The 14,889-nt window shown below is 60.1% G+C and carries 13 protein-coding genes; 1 reads left to right on the top strand and 12 read right to left on the bottom strand.

Annotated elements, in window-relative coordinates; translation table 11 throughout:
- Positions 1–137 precede the first annotated feature (137 nt).
- Entirely contained in the window at positions 138–1,463 is a 1,326-nt protein-coding gene (locus MTR72_RS22335; protein ID WP_341510991.1) for an MFS transporter, read from the bottom strand.
- Positions 1,464–2,170: 707 nt separating this feature from the next.
- On the opposite strand from MTR72_RS22335, the gene MTR72_RS22330 reads away from it, so the two are divergent.
- On the top strand, positions 2,171–2,953 hold the full coding sequence (locus tag MTR72_RS22330) for an enoyl-CoA hydratase-related protein (protein WP_341510990.1): 783 nt from the start codon (positions 2,171–2,173) through the stop codon (positions 2,951–2,953).
- A gap of 58 nt (positions 2,954–3,011) precedes the next feature.
- On the opposite strand, the gene MTR72_RS22325 is transcribed toward MTR72_RS22330, so the two are convergent.
- The 11 genes from MTR72_RS22325 to MTR72_RS22275 all read right to left on the bottom strand — a co-directional run bounded on the left by MTR72_RS22325 (position 3,012) and on the right by MTR72_RS22275 (position 14,845).
- Positions 3,012–4,232 carry a substrate-binding protein gene (locus MTR72_RS22325; RefSeq protein ID WP_341510989.1) on the bottom strand — a complete coding sequence of 407 codons (1,221 nt, stop codon included), beginning with the start codon at positions 4,230–4,232 and terminating at the stop codon, positions 3,012–3,014.
- 149 nt (positions 4,233–4,381) lie between these two features.
- The gene (locus tag MTR72_RS22320; protein ID WP_341510988.1) at positions 4,382–5,638 is read right to left on the bottom strand and encodes an amidohydrolase family protein; all 1,257 of its coding nucleotides are present in this window, start codon (positions 5,636–5,638) and stop codon (positions 4,382–4,384) included.
- Between the two features lie 77 nt (positions 5,639–5,715).
- A complete protein-coding gene (locus MTR72_RS22315) occupies positions 5,716–6,411 on the bottom strand; it encodes an ABC transporter ATP-binding protein (protein ID WP_341510987.1) in 696 nt (231 codons plus the stop codon).
- Positions 6,404–7,138, bottom strand: coding sequence for an ABC transporter ATP-binding protein (locus tag MTR72_RS22310; protein ID WP_282525441.1), 735 nt, complete (start codon positions 7,136–7,138; stop codon positions 6,404–6,406). The genes MTR72_RS22315 and MTR72_RS22310 overlap by 8 nt, the downstream gene beginning before the upstream one ends.
- Positions 7,125–8,135, bottom strand: coding sequence for a branched-chain amino acid ABC transporter permease (locus MTR72_RS22305; RefSeq protein WP_341511025.1), 1,011 nt, complete (start codon positions 8,133–8,135; stop codon positions 7,125–7,127). Before MTR72_RS22305 ends, MTR72_RS22310 begins: the two co-directional genes overlap by 14 nt.
- Positions 8,136–8,200: 65 nt before the next feature.
- Positions 8,201–9,421 (bottom strand): substrate-binding protein, encoded by a 1,221-nt coding sequence (locus MTR72_RS22300; RefSeq protein ID WP_341510986.1) that lies wholly within the window; start codon positions 9,419–9,421, stop codon positions 8,201–8,203.
- Positions 9,418–10,281 carry a branched-chain amino acid ABC transporter permease gene (locus MTR72_RS22295; RefSeq protein WP_341510985.1) on the bottom strand — a complete coding sequence of 288 codons (864 nt, stop codon included), beginning with the start codon at positions 10,279–10,281 and terminating at the stop codon, positions 9,418–9,420. The genes MTR72_RS22300 and MTR72_RS22295 overlap by 4 nt, the downstream gene beginning before the upstream one ends.
- Positions 10,282–10,619: 338 nt before the next feature.
- Positions 10,620–10,826 (bottom strand): hypothetical protein, encoded by a 207-nt coding sequence (locus MTR72_RS22290; protein ID WP_341510984.1) that lies wholly within the window; start codon positions 10,824–10,826, stop codon positions 10,620–10,622.
- Between the two features lie 147 nt (positions 10,827–10,973).
- On the bottom strand, positions 10,974–12,746 hold the full coding sequence (locus MTR72_RS22285; RefSeq protein ID WP_341510983.1) for an FAD-dependent oxidoreductase: 1,773 nt from the start codon (positions 12,744–12,746) through the stop codon (positions 10,974–10,976).
- Positions 12,739–13,602 carry a phosphoenolpyruvate hydrolase family protein gene (locus MTR72_RS22280; RefSeq protein WP_280970876.1) on the bottom strand — a complete coding sequence of 288 codons (864 nt, stop codon included), beginning with the start codon at positions 13,600–13,602 and terminating at the stop codon, positions 12,739–12,741. The genes MTR72_RS22285 and MTR72_RS22280 overlap by 8 nt, the downstream gene beginning before the upstream one ends.
- A complete protein-coding gene (locus MTR72_RS22275) occupies positions 13,595–14,845 on the bottom strand; it encodes a Tm-1-like ATP-binding domain-containing protein (protein WP_280968774.1) in 1,251 nt (416 codons plus the stop codon). Before MTR72_RS22275 ends, MTR72_RS22280 begins: the two co-directional genes overlap by 8 nt.
- Positions 14,846–14,889: the final 44 nt, after the last annotated feature.

Raw genomic sequence — 14,889 nt, 5'->3', positions numbered from 1 at the left:
TGCTCGCGCAAGGACGCTTGCGCAATCCCATGCTCATGCTCAGCATGAAGGCATACGCGCGAGCCCTTATGTTTTGCACCTGACGCGAACGCTTTGCGCCTATCGCGGACACGGCCAAGCGCAGGGGCAGAGCGTGTTCATTCACCGATGTAGAGGCGGCCGCGCTTCTTGGCGATCTGGTAGACCAGCACGCTTAGGAGCGCGATCAACGATCCGTAGACGGGAAACATCCAGGCGATGTGCTCGCGTTGCAACCAGACCAGCAGATAGGGTGACGTCCCGCCAAACAGAGAGACGCCGAGCGCATAGCCGAGCGCCACTCCGGTGGTCCGCACGGCGCGCGGCATCAGCGTGGTGGCGATGAAGTTATAGAGGGCCATGTTGAAACCCACGATGGCGCCGCCGAACACCGTGACAAAGAAGAACGTGACGATGCCTTTTTCCGAATAGAGCAGTGTCAGGAAGAAGCATGGGACGAGCAACAGGCGCAGCAGCGTGAACGCGCGCGAGGGTCGCACCTTATCCGCGAAAGCGCCGACAAGCGGCGCCGTTGACATCCAGATCAGGACCATCAGGGTCATGATCCCGTATACATACGTGCTGTTCTCCTTGAAGACCGTGTTGGCCATGTTGGGCAGACCGGTGTTCCAGGCATAGTTGGCGATCTGCACCGACCCGATCACCAGGATGACGGCGAGCAGCGAAAGGCGGACGCTCCACAGCGTTTTCCACACACCGCCAGTCGTTTGCTGAATGCGCGAAGACTCGTCTTGCCGATGCATGGCTCGATTGATCAAGGTTTCCGGCACCGTCGTACGCAGATAGATGATCAAAAGGCCGAGCACGCCACCGACCGCAAAGGGTATGCGCCAGGCCCACTCGCGCATGGCTTCCGGTGCGACCGAGGCGCTCACCAGGAAGGCAACCAGGCTGGATCCAAGGTTTCCCAACTGGATGAATGTGCCACCAATCAGACCGAGGTAGTGCCCCTCCTTTCCAGGTGGCGCCAATTCAATTGCAATGGCGTTGGCGACACCAGCCTCAGCGCCTGTGGCAAGCCCCTGAACGAGCCGCATGATCAGCAGCGCTACGGCCGCCGCGACGCCGAGGTCCTTGTAGGTGGGCAACAAGGATATCAAAAGTGAGCAAACCGCCATGGCCGTGACCGAGATCAGCATCACGCGCTTGTGGCTGATGCGATCTGCGACCGGGCCCAGCAAAGCCGCGCCCAGCGGCCGAGCGCAAAAACCCGCCCCGTACACGGCCAGTCCCGCCAGCAGCGAGGTGGTGGGATCATCGGAAGGGAAGAAATGCGGCGAGAGAAACGCTGCCATTACGCCGTAGACATTCCAGTCGTACCACTCCAGCGCCACCCCTCCTCCAAGGCCAGCGGTCATCCGCTTGTTGGCGGTTTGCTTGTCAAGCTGGATGGGTACAGCGCTGGGCTGAGCAATGATGTTCATGGGTCCTCGGGCTCTATTAATGACGTTAATGATGTTGCGGGTCGCGCGAGAACGAGCAGCCGCTCGCCGGCTCAACTGCGCCCGCCGCGGCGGGTCTACGAGAGCGGCGGCCTTGAGCAGACCGGACCGCGGAAGCGCAGGCGCAAAAGGTGCCCGGGATGCCGGCGGAAAGCCCGCCTCGCTTCACGTATTTGCGGGCCTCGCCTCAGGAGCGGCCATTGCACGACCCTAATGGCGCAGGACGCCTCCATCGTTGCCTCCGACTTGCGCGGCGGCTCGCATAAAGCGCGCGCGACATTCCGTGCCATTCCCATGGCTAGCCTTCCTCCTGTTGCTCTAAGCGCGCCTCTGAAGAAGCCGATGTTCTTGTTGGACAGCGCGGCGTCAAAAGACGTCGCAGCGTCAATGAGATCCCTCAGATGCGGCCCTCTCTCGCCGGCCGCGTGCTTCCGGTTTCCCGCAGGATCGGGCAGTTTTACGTCGATTTCTGAAATCGATTTCAAGACCAATAAGAATTCGGAACTGTGGAGTCAAGCCATTTTTCAGGGGTAGGGCCGGCATCATGGGTCAGCGTCGCCCGCGTTGAGCGATGGGCGCCAGCGCTGCGGGGCTGATTCAGCCAAAAATAGGCTTCAACATGCTTCGTTGCTAAGAAATCGATTTCAGTCTAAGGGCTGGTTCTCATATTCCTTCAGGAGAACCGCTCCATGACCAAGACGTCCGATCTCATCCTGTCGACATCTGTCGCGCCCCACGTGCGCCTTTTGACGCTGAACAGGAAATCGAAACGAAACGCCTTGAGCAACGACATGATTGTGGATCTAGGCGCCACCTTGCGCGATGCCGCAATCGACGAAGATGTCCGCTGTGTCGTGCTTTGTGGCAGCGATGCGTTCTTCTCTGCCGGAGCCGACATCAAGGAGATGCGAGAGCGCGGCTTTGAGGCAATCGACAATTGCGCGCGACGTTCTGCCTGGAGGGATGTCGCCAATTTCCCCAAGCCTCTCATTGCCGCAGTCGAGGGCATTTGCTTCGGCGGCGGCCACGAATTGGCACTGCTCGCGGATATCGTGATAGCAGGCGAAGGGGCGGTATTTGGGCAGCCTGAGATTAACATCGGGATATTGCCGGGCGACGGCGCGACGCAAAGGCTGACGCGCGTGGCTGGCAAATCGCTGGCCATGCTGATGATCCTGAGCGGCCAATCCATCACGGCGCGGATTGCGATGCAGGCCGGCCTTGTGGCGGAAATTGTCGAAAGCGGCAGGGCGCAGATTCGTGCGCTCGAAGTAGCCGATCTGATTGCGCAAAAGCCTCCCCGTTCGGCTGAACTTGCCAAAGCTGCAGTTCTCGCCGCGTTTCAGACCACGCTGGACACAGGGCTCGAGTTTGAGCGCCAAGCGATCCGGTTTGCGTTCAGCACAGCTGACCAGCAGGAAGGCATGAACGCCTTCTTCGAGAAGAGGCCGCCGAACTATCGCGGGAGCTAGCTACCGCGATCTGCTCGCATGCGGCGCCAGCGAAGCTGGCCCGCGTAACATGGGGCATTCAACATTCCTTCGGGTCGACCAGGCCGGCGCTACGGGCGACGATCTCGTATTGGCCGGCCGTTGCCACACCAACGTACATGTTCATCCTACAGTGGCGCTTGCCCGGCACCATCTCCGCCGGCCCGCCAGGCCCTTCCGCAAGCTTTGCGTGGTCGAGCGCGGCGGCGACCGCGTCGCGGTCAATGGTACCGGCTTCCTTGACTGCGGCTTCCCACAGCTTCAATCCTCGATAAGTGCCGGTCGCGGCGCTGCCTGCTGAGAACCGGAACTTGCCAGGAAACTGCTTTTCGTAGGCCCACTGAATTTTGGCGCTCACCGGATCTTCCACCGCCAGTGCCTTGTAATAGTCGAGGCTGCTGGCGAGGCCCTCGATCTCGTGAGCCTGATTCATTTCGAGCGTGTTCTCGTCATAGTAGACGCAGCCCAGCTGTCCCCCATTCCTGGAAAAGCCCGCTTCATAAAGCTGTTTGAAGAAGGAGCCGACGCCCGGGGGGATGACGCTATTGAATACCACGTCTACTTTGTTGGCCGTGATGCGGCTCACAGTCGATGAAAAATCGATCTGGTCGAGCGGGTAGTACTCCTCGAACACCACCTCCCCGCCGCTGCTCTCGATCACCTTACGCGCATAGGCGTTGATTGCTTGTGGCCAGACGTAGTTGGAGCCAGGCAGCGCGAAGCGTCTGCCACCTTTCTTGACCAACCAGGGGATGAACCGATCGCAATTCTGTGCCGGTACCGGGCCGGTGCAGAACAGATAGGGCGTGCACTCCCTGCCTTCGTAGGCCTGCGGATAGATGTAGAGCGTCTTGCCACGAGAGATGATGATGTCCTTGATGGCGTTGCGCATCGAGCTCGCAATGCCGCCGAGCACCAGGTCGACCTTGTCTCGCTGAACAAGCTTGCGGACATTGCCAACAGCGACGGACTCGTTGGATGCGGTGTCCTCGATCAGGAGCTCGATGGGGCGCCCCAGCAGACCACCAGTCTCGTTGATCTCGTTGACCACCATGCGAGCGACATTGGCGTCCGTATTCCCGGCAAAGCCGAGTGCCCCCGTAAGGTCGGTGGCAATGCCTATCCTGATCGGACCTTCGGCGGCGTTGGCCCAGTCAGGACGGATCACCCAGCTGCCCGGGCCGGCCGCGATGGCCGCAGACGCAAAGGCGAAATTGCCGAGAAGGCGGCGGCGGCTGAGTTGTCGGTGATCATTCAACATCGAACTGACCTCCCCTTAGCTCATGGCCTTAAATTCACGTGCCCTGCTCTTTCCGGGGGCGCGGCAGCCTGCAAGCTATCCGTCATTTTGGGTTTCAAGCAGCCTCTTCCGCTCGCGTTTGGGTAAAATCGCGTAACAAAGTGCAGCGTTCAGGACAGTCTGAAAAACTCCTTCGCGTTCTCACCAAGGATTCTGATCGCCAAGCGCTCTGCGTCTTGCGACCGAAAGTAACCGTTCGCGACTTTTTCGTTCAGAACCTCGCCGATCAACCGGCGCGCGCCCTGTATCGCGGCAAACGTCTCCTCAAGGTGAAGACAATCTCCTCCAATCATCATTCGCGATTCATCCGGCAGGACTTCAATAGCCTCGTGCAGGGCGAGCTTGAAATGTGACGGGCTCAACAGAAAAGACCAGCACAAATCAAGCCAGACATTTCGATACACAAAGGCCATTCCCAACAAATCCCGGCTCCAGGGATAGGCCAAATGCATCAGCAGAAAGCGGGTCCGAGGATGACGCTCAATCAACCCGGTCATTCGTAGCGGGTGGGAGCCGCTTATGATTGCCGTTCCAAGGTGAGTTTGGACTGGCAGGTCGGCCTCGCCTGCGAGTTGGCAAAACAAGTCGACGGCATAGTCGCAGAACGCCTTGCGCGCCGCAGGGGATGGAGACCTTTGTCCCCAAGCCTGCCGAGCCAGTTCCTCATTCGGTTCGTCAAAGCTTAGGTCCCGGTCATAGGCGAGTGCGTTCTTGAGTGCAATGTGATTGCGCCGGGAGCAGCCGGCTACGAGCTCCCGGATTGCGTTGCAATAATCATCGAAGGTTTTCACCTCCATGCCGAGGCGCCGCAGCAACGTATGGCCGCAATTTCCATTATGATCGCGAGATTCGGGGTGCCAGCCGAGGGCGAATGCGTTAATCCGCAGGACCGCATCGTAACTTTGTCCAAGGACCGGCCGCGGATCCATCAACGGATCGAGAAAAGGGTCCGTTACGATCCTTCCGATGGCGGCCCGCCCAATCACTTCACTTGGCCATGTCGCCTCCTTGTGGCGCAAGCGCACTGACGCGTCTACCGCCTCCCAGTTGTCGCGAGTGATTCCAGTGTCGGCGACGCCGTAAAGCTCGGCGACTCCGCGGACGAGGTTACGGACGAATGCGTTCGATCCGCTCCTCTCGAGGAACGGAGCAAGGGCCTCCCAGGTGGTCGGCTCGGTAGGGCTAGATATCATTTCGGTCGTTGCCTTGGGCTCGGATGGCAGCACGTGGCTCGTCCAAGCCGCATAGCTCTGTTGGAACAGTTTCAACAGATTTACGTCCGGGCTGTGTGCGACCTCGGGCATGTGATGTTCATGGACATCGACGACTTGGCACGCATTCACAAAATCGCTCATAGTTTCGGACATAGCCCCTCTCTGTTCAGCCATCGCAAGGAACTCGAATGCGCCACCTGCGGCCAGGAGATGGCCGCAGGCGAACGCCTCTACGGCGCCAGATACGTCAACAGCCGCGGGTCGTTGCGCAGCTGCTGCGACAGGCCCGAAAGCGCGACCCGGCCGCGATCGAGCACATAAGCGTGCTCCGCAACACGCATTGCGAGGTCGAGATGTTGCTCGACGATGATGATGGCGATCTCTCGGGCTAGCTCGACCAAGCGCTCGGTGATCTCCTCGATGACGCCGATCCAGACACCCTCGGTCGGCTCATCCAGCAGGAGGAGTTTCGGGTTTCCGAGGATAGCGCGCGCGATTGCGAGCATCTTGCGCTCGCCACCGGAGAGCGTTCCGGCCGGCTGATCGAGGCGCTGGCCGAGTTTCGGAAACATCTTCATCACCCGGTCCACTGCCGATCCATCGGGGTGCAAAAGCGATCCGACGGCGAGATTGTCACGCACGGAGAGGCGCGCGAACACTGAATGCTCTTGCGGCACATATCCAATGCCGGCCCGCACCCGCACTTCGGTCCGCCGGCCATCGATGTCTTGGCCGTTGAACTGCACGCCGCCCTTCCATGCCGGCAGTTCGCCCACAATCGCTTTCATGAGCGTGCTCTTTCCGGCGCCGTTGCGGCCGAGGACGGCGACCCCGCCACGCGGCGGGATGGCCATATTGACGCCGAACAAGACCTGACTGCGTCCATAGCCGGCATCGAGATGCTTGATATTGAGGAATTCAGGCACGGCGCAGATAAATCTCCTGGACGCTTCTGTTGGCCTGGATCTCGGCAACCGTTCCTGACGCCAGCACCTTGCCCTGATCGAGCACGGTCAGGCGGTCGCAGATGTCGCGGATGAAATCCAGGTCGTGCTCCACGATGACGAGCGAGCAATGCTGTTTGATCGGCTGCAGCAATTCGCCGGTGACGCGGCGCTCCTCCAGGCTCATGCCGCCTGTGGGCTCGTCCAGCAGCAGCAGGCGCGGTCGACATGCGAGCGCCATCGCGATCTCCAACCATTGCTGCTGCCCGTGAGATAGGGTCGCCGCAGCATCAAAGGCGCGATCGGCGAGCCGGAACTGGAGCAGCATCGTCATGACCTCCTCGTGCAGTCGTCCTCGAGTGCGCGAGAACGCCAGGTCCAGCAGTGAGGACCGGGCCTGCAGCGCGAGCAGGATGTTGTCGTAAAGCGTGAGGGTCGGTAGCACGGCGGTGATCTGGAATTTCAGGCTCATGCCGGCTCGCGCGCGCTCTGGCGGCGTAAACGATGTGACGTCAGTATTGATGAACGTCACCTTGCCTCGGGTTGGCACGAGCGCACCTGCAAGACACTTCATCAGCGTGCTCTTGCCCGAGCCGTTCGGCCCGATGAGGCCATGAAACTCTCTCTCCCCGACCGTGAGCGCCGCTCCGTCCAGCGCGGTGAGCTTGCCAAAGACCTTGGAGATGCCGGCGGCTTCAAGGAGCGGCATTGCGCTTCTCCGTCAGGCTCGGGCCGAAACTACCGACACGTTCCCGCTCGCCCAGCACGAGGCTGATCAAGCCGAGGGGCCGGAACAAAATGACGAGCAACAGCAGAACGCCGAGAAGGATCGGCCAGATATCGCGATAGTTGTCGGAGAGCCAGAAGCTGAGTCCCTCGACAATCGCGGTGCCGACGACCGCACCGATCAATGTCCCGGAGCCGCCGAACAAGACGTAGAGCACGACCTGGGTCGACATGACCACGCCCAGCATGCTCGTCCAGACGAACCCCTCGTGAAACGCATAAAGGCTACCGGCAGTACCTGCAATCGCGCCGCTGATTGCGAATATGATCGCCTTCAAATGTTGCACTTTGTACCCGAAGAAGGCGATCCGCTGTTCGTTCTCTCGCAATCCCGCCAGCGCCAGGCCGAACTGGGATCGCAACAGAAACCGCGACAGAAGATAGATCAGAACTAGAATGGCGAGCACCAGGTAGTAAAAACCTGGTCCCTCGCTCAATTCGTGCGAGCCGATTGTCATCGGTTGGATCGAAGGGATACCGTTCTGACCGCCAAGATAATGTGAACCTCTCGCCAGCCGGTCAGCTGCGTAAGCTCCGGTCATAGTACCAAGCGAAACGAAGACCACACTGGAGGGGTGACGGCCGAGCAGCAGGAAGCCTGCCAGCAACAATGCCGCCACAAAGCCTATCAGGGTTCCGGCCGGAAGAACGGCAAAAATCGATCCGACACCGAAATCGCGTGAAAGCAGCGCCACACCGTAGCCAGCCATGCCGAAGAACAACGACTGCCCCAAGCTCAAGATGCCCGCATAGCCCCACACCAGGTCGAACGACAACGCGAAGAGGCACAGAATGAGCACTCGTGTCGCATAGACGGTGATGTAATCCCGCAGCACGAGAGGTGCGATCGAAGCGGCAATCAGCAATGCTAGCTCGAGAATCGGAAGCACCTTCTTTCGCCGTGCGAAGGCAGATGCCAGGACGGGCGAATGAGCAGCTTCAATGACCCGTGGCGGGGGCTGTATGCCAGTGCCGGTCGATGACATCAGCACTCCTTCGGATCGACCAGGCCGGCGCTACGCGAGACAATCTCGTACTGGCCGCCTTTCGCCACTCCAATGTACATGTTCATCCTGCAGTGGCGCTTGCCGGGCGCCATCTCGGCAGGCCCGCCCGGCCCTTCCGCAATCTTCGCGTGGTCGAGGGCGGCGGCTACCGCGTCGCGGTCAATTGTACCGGCCTCCTTTACTGCAGCCTCCCACAGTCTCAGTCCACGATAGGTGCCGGTCGCGGCGCTGCCTGCCGAGAACCGGAACTTGGCAGGGAATTGTTTGTCATAAGCCGATTGAATCCTGGCGCTCACTGGATCCTCCACCGCGAGCACCTTGTAGTAGTCGAGGCTGCTCGCAAGCCCTTCAATCTCGTGAGCCTCGTTCATTTCCAGGAAGTTTTCGTCGTAATAGACGCAGCCTAGCCGCCCGCCGTTTTTGGAGAAGCCGGCTTGGTAGAGCTGCTTGAAGAACGGGCTAACGCCGGGCGGGACAATGGCGTTGAAAACCACGTCTACTTTGTTGGATATGATGCGGTTTACCGTAGAGGAAAAGTCGATCTGATCGAGCGGGTAGTATTCTTCAAATATGACCTCACCACCGCTGCTCTCGATCACCTTGCGCGCATAGGCGTTGATTGTTTGCGGCCAAACATAATTGGAGCCAGGCAGCGCGAAGCGTTTGCCACCATTTTTGATCAACCAGGGAATGAACTGATCGCAATTCTGAGCCGGTACCGGCCCGGTGCAGAACAGATAAGGAGTGCACTCTTTACCTTCGTAACCTTCCGGATAGATATAGAGCGTCTTGCCGCGAGAGATAATGACGTCCTTGATCGCATTGCGCATCGAGCTCGAGATACCGCCGAGCACCAAGTCGACCTTGTCTCGCTGAATCAGCTTGCGCACATTTCCCACGGCGACGGATTCGTCTGAGGCAGTATCCTCAATCAGGAGTTCGATGGGGCGTCCCAACAGGCCGCCGGAATCGTTGATTTCCTTGACCAGCATGCGAGCGACATTGGCGTCGGTGTTGCCGGCGAAGCCGAGCGACCCCGTAAGATCGGTAGCAATGCCGAGCCTGATCGGGCCTTCTGCAGCATTTGCCCAGTCCGGGCGGATCAGCCAGCTGCCCGGGCCCGCCGCGATTGCTGCCGAAGCGAGGGCAAAATTACCAAGAAAGCGGCGGCGGCTTGGTTGACGGCTGGCGTTGATCATCGGTTGACCCCTCTTCCCGAAACTAGGCCTTCCGGCCGGAACTTGATAAAAATGATGGCGAGCACGAACACCAGAACGTCGGCGATGACCGGTGACATCAGCCAAGGCAGCGAGGCACTGAACGTGCCGATGACGCTGGCGCCAGCGACCGGGCCCGCAAAGGACCCGACGCCGCCGACCATCACGGCAACAAAACCCTGGATAAGAAAGCGGATGCCGAGATCGGCGAACAGTGAAAAGACTGGCACGATCAGCGCGCCCGCGAGGCCCGCGAGCGCCGCACCAAACGCAAAGGTGAGGCTGTAGATCATGCCCGTGGAGATGCCCGAGGCACGCGCCAGCGACGGGTTCTCCAGCGAGGCGCGGACTCGCAGCCCGAACGAGGTGTAGGCAAGCAGTACATGGCTCGCGGCCATCACCAGCAAAGTGACGATGACGATGACGCCGCGCCAGGTGGCGAAGTGCAGACTTCCGATCGTGATGGAGCCACCGATTGGCTCCGGCACCGAGAGATAGAGTCCGCCGATCAGGCCGCGCACGACTTCGCGAATGATCAGCCCGAGCGCATAGGTGCCAAGCATCGCGACGATTGGAGCGGCATAGAACCGTCGCACCACGAGCTTTTCCAGGATGAAACCAAGCGCGCCGACGACGACGGGCGCGGCAAGCATCCCGAGCGGGACCGGCAAACCGACGCTGTGCACGAGATAAGTGACGTAGGCGCCAAGCAGGACAAACTCGCCCTGGGCGAAGTTGAAGATACCCATCATGCTGGCAATGATCCCGAGGCCGAGCACGACCAGCACAACGATCGCGCCGAAGCTCAAGATTTCGAAGATGGCGATAGGTAGCGTGTCCATGCTGCTGCGTCACATTCCCGGCGATTGCGAGCACATCCTCTTCACGCCGACCGCTTGACGGCGTGGGCTACTCGTTGGAATGCGAAGGGCTTCTGCCACGAGAGCGCTCCTAGAAGGTCATCCCGGCAATGGGAGTTGCAGGCGAACGTGAGCTTCTTGGGCGGCTCGCCTGTCGACACTTCATTCACGACACCCAGCGCGAGATTTCCTAGAGAAACGCAGGGGAGATCTGAGTAATGTTGAGTAATGTTCGCTGGGCAACCGACATTGCACCCGCGGCCGAACACCTGCCTTGCCAATCAGCGGAAATGTAGATTCAATTCCCTTGCACACGTGTTTTACAAGGTTTGAAGCAACTCGTCGGACGCCGGAGGCGTGTCATTATACTCTTCTAGCCGCCTGATGACGGCGCATGACAACCCGCTTCGGTCGGCGAACTCCTTCACCGACCAGTTCAGCATCACCGGAGGCTCGCAACTGCCTCCCGGTGAGCTTTGATGCGGGCCGACGGTTGCGACGATCTTGGCGTTGCGTGAGCGGCGCATCGTGCCCCTCCAAATCATGAGATCATAGTTGCATGAAACCCGGCAGGGCTGTTCATAAGATGTTCAAAGCGGTGCTGGTTGGACCATCCACACCCTTGACTTTACCCCCGGTCCGTCGTCGCAGGGGAACAGGAGAGAACATTCGGCTTACGTTCCCGATGCCGCCGCGAGCTGCTCCTGTCGCGCCGACCGCACGATGCTGTCGACTGCGCGGTAGGCGAACACAATCGCCGGGCCGATCGTAATGCCTGCCCCTGGGTAGATTCCACGCATCGGCGAGGTCATGTCATTGCCGCAGGCATAAAGACCTGCGATCGGCGCGCCATTTCCATTCAGGACCTGTCCCTCTGCATCGGTTGAGAGGCCGGTGGCCGTTCCAAGGGTTGCCGGGACAATTGGGAGTGCGATGAATGGGCCGGTTTTGATAGCCCCAAGGTTCGGGTTTTTCTTTCCGACCGCCGGATCTCCCAGCGTACGGTTGAAAGCCGATTCACCGCGGTTGAAGAGCGGATCGCGTCCTTCAGCTGCGTGGGCATTGTGTTCTTCAACGGTTTTTTCGAGCTCGTTGGGGTCGAGGCCCAATTCCGCCGCAAGCTCCGCAATAGTCCGGCCAATCTCGACGTAGCCCAACCGAGCATACTTCTTGATGCTCAATGTCCATGGCCAGGGGAGCAGGTATCCCATGCCCCTGAGGCGGACGAATTCCTTGTCGCAGATGAAATAGAACCGCTTGTCCGCCGGATAACCGTTGTTGAACATGGCAAGGCAGATATCATGATACGAATTGGATTCATTGACGAAGCGCTTGGCATTTGGCCCCACCGCGATGACGCCTGGACGGCCACGATCAAGCCAGCCGTACGGGACCACTTGCAAGGAGCGGCCGTTCCTGAGGATCGAGACGGGCGTCCAGAAGCCGCTCGATGCCACGTCATTATCGATCGCAGCTCCGAGCTTGCCTGCGAGCGCAATGCCATCGCCAGTGACGTCGCTGTGGGCGAGCGTATCATTGTGCTGGTGGGCTCCGCTGAGCTGGGCTCGCAATTTTCCGTTGCGCGCAAAGCCGCCGGTTGCCAGGATCACTCCGTGCGAGGCGCGGACCGGGAGATCGGCGCCATCCCGCTTGACGATTGCGCCAGTAACTCTCCCGCCTTCCCTCGTGAGTTCGATCGCCGGGCAACGTGGCCAGATTTCAACGCCATATCTACGAAGGCTTACCAATAACCGCGCGATCAGCGCATTGCCGCCACTGAGTTCAGTGCCCCTCCTGTAGCGCAGCCGGTCGCCTGCGTAGCGGCTCACCCGGCCGAGGACGTGTTTGAACGAGGCAACCGACTGGAAGGGGTTGAGGAAGCTTCTGACCTCGCCGGACGAAATCATCATACCGCCGAGCACGACGCGAATCGGATCACCTATCAGGTCGAAATCCTTGCCAAGAAGCCGTCCGTCGTAAGGTACTGGGCTCAGCGCCCGGCCCTTGTCGACCCCGCCGATTTGGCTCGAATGATAATCCGGAGCGGAGGCCAGTGTGAACTTGACTTCACTCCCATTCTCCAAGCTGGCGAGCGCCGTTGGGCCGTCTTCAAGATAGGCGTTCACGAACTCCGGGCGATAGTAGTTGCCAAGTTCGTGTTGCAGATAGGTCTTCGCTTTCGTAATCGAATCATCGATTTTCGCGGCTCGGGCCTGCATTGAGCATGGAACCCAGATCATGCCGTTCGAGAGCGCGGTCGTGCCGCCAAGCCGGTTAGACTTCTCGCAAACCGTGACGCGAAGTCCGGCCTTTGCCGCATAGAGCGCTGCGGACAGTCCGGCGGCGCCGCTGCCGATCACGAGCACGTCGGTCTCCCAATCGGGCATTGGCTTGCTCGCTTTGGAGAAGGAAGCTGCATTGTTCAATTCGGTGATCGGGCTATTCATTCGTGCCTCGGTGCGGAGTCTGCAGTGAATGCTGACGCTCTCGCGGGAGCGGAACGGCTTTGAATTCTTCGGCTGCAGCCTTCACCGCCCGCTCGATCGGGATCCGTTCGATGGAGGAGGCGCCAACGAAGCCGACACATCCGGTCGATCGGTAGACTTCCGAGGTATCCTGGGGCTCAGCGATTGCGCCGCCGTGGCAGAGAAGGGTGACGTCCGGGCGGACGGCCTGAGCTGCAGCATTGATGTCGTTGATGCGCCTGATGGCCTCTTCAATCGACTGTCCCTCCTCATGCCCCACAAGCCCGCCGCGGGTTGCGCCGACATGTGGGACGATGCAGTCGGCTCCCGCCGTTACCATCGCTTTGGCGTCGTGCGGGCTTGCGACATAGGCGAGCGAGAAGATGTTCTTCTTGCGGGCCGCCGCGATCATCTCAACTTCACGCTCAAAGCCGAGCCCGACGCGGTCTCGACGCTCACGCCATTTCTCACCCATTGTTGAAATGGTCGGGTAGTTGATCACGCCGGAGAAGCCGGCAGCCCAGAACTTGTCCAGAAGGTCATCCAGGTCGAGCCGGAGGGGATCCCAGGCCTCGACACCGCCTATAACAGGAACGGAGGAGACGACATTGCGGATCTCCGCCGCTAGCTCAAGCGTCCGCGCATTGGAATCGCCGATCCGGCTCGTCGGCAGCCCCATCAGCCGCGATAACCCAGTACTGTAGACCACGAGCATATCAGCCCCGCCGAGAGCTGCGCATTTTGCGACGAGCCCGCAACTGCTCGCCGCGGCAAGCACTGCCTTTCCCGCCGCAACTTGAACCGTGATCTTTGCGAGTATTTCGGCCCGATCAAACATCCGCACGCGAGGACCCTCCTGGTGTCAATCGTTCGACGATCCACGATGCGGCCGCGTCTGCAAATTCCGGATCGTTGATGTGACAATCCAGCTCGCGGGCGATAATCGAGGGCGGTAGGTTTTGCCTGACAGCGTCGAACCAGGCTCTATCGGCTTCAGGGTTTCGAAAGATTCCACCGTCTCGGTCATAGTCAGACACCCCCTTGGCCGGCCACAACACGAGGGCAGGCGCCTTTGCTTGCGAAAGGCGCTCTGCTGTGAGCCTGCCTATGCGCTCGTTCTCCGAGACGGTCGTGCGCATGAGCGTCGTGAAGGGAGTATGCGAATAGAATTGGCGCCCCTTGAACTCGGCAGGCACGCTCGAGGGAGGGCCAAAATTCACCATGTCGACAGCTCCCGGCGCGATAAGCTGAGGTATCAACCGGTGAGAAGCTGCTTTGAGCCGATCGGGACCTGCACTGGCGGTGCCGCCGACGAGCTCGTCAGCGAGCTCGGTTGTGGTCAAATCGATCACCGCATCGAACTCACCGGCGGACACGAGCTGCTCCATCTTGCGGCCCCCGGCGCCATTGGCCGGAAAGACAATCGCGTCGACGCCTGCCTCTGCCAGCCGCGCTACACAGCGATTTGCCGCCGGGGTCGTCACGCCAAAGGCCGTGATCGCTACAGTCTTTGTCTTCCGCCGCTCTCGAGCAGGCACATAGCGCATCGCCGCAATGGCCCGCCCTGCGTTGTCGAGAACGCGCTCGGTGAACGCGTTGATTCCGAAGAGATCGACCAGGGTCGGATAGAGGATGATGTCATTGTGGAGGGCGAGTTCGGCCAGGAGGGCTGGCCTCGCGCTGCTCACCAGCAGCTTTGGGAATCCATATGGCAAATCCGATACAACTTCACCGAAGACTGCGCTGCCTTTGCCGCCCGCCACTCCGACGACTGCGTCGATCGCACCTGATCGCAGGAGCTCCTTGACTTCTTCACGCGCGCTTGCAGCTATTTCCCGTAAGAGCTCGGCGGGTGCAGCCACCCGTGCATCGCTGCTATCCGCCTCGCTTCTGCACCTTCTGTTTGATGTGCCTACATCGATCGTAAGAGTCTTGCGGCCCCACTGTTCGATGACGCGCGCGAGATAAGTGCTTTCGCGGCCCTTTGTGTCCAAGGTTGCGATAATCGCGACCTTGCCCGCAAGATCGGAGGCGTGACCATCCCGGACCGACCTCTGGTCGCCCGCGCAATGGTGAGACACGATCTTCCTCCTGGACGTTTCTGGACATTTGGAGGTCTAGATCG

This window comes from Bradyrhizobium sp. ISRA442 (assembly GCF_038085055.1).
Lineage (GTDB): Bacteria > Pseudomonadota > Alphaproteobacteria > Rhizobiales > Xanthobacteraceae > Bradyrhizobium.
The sequence above is the reverse complement of the archived record's forward strand: the minus strand, read 5'-3'. Positions and strand labels throughout refer to the sequence as shown.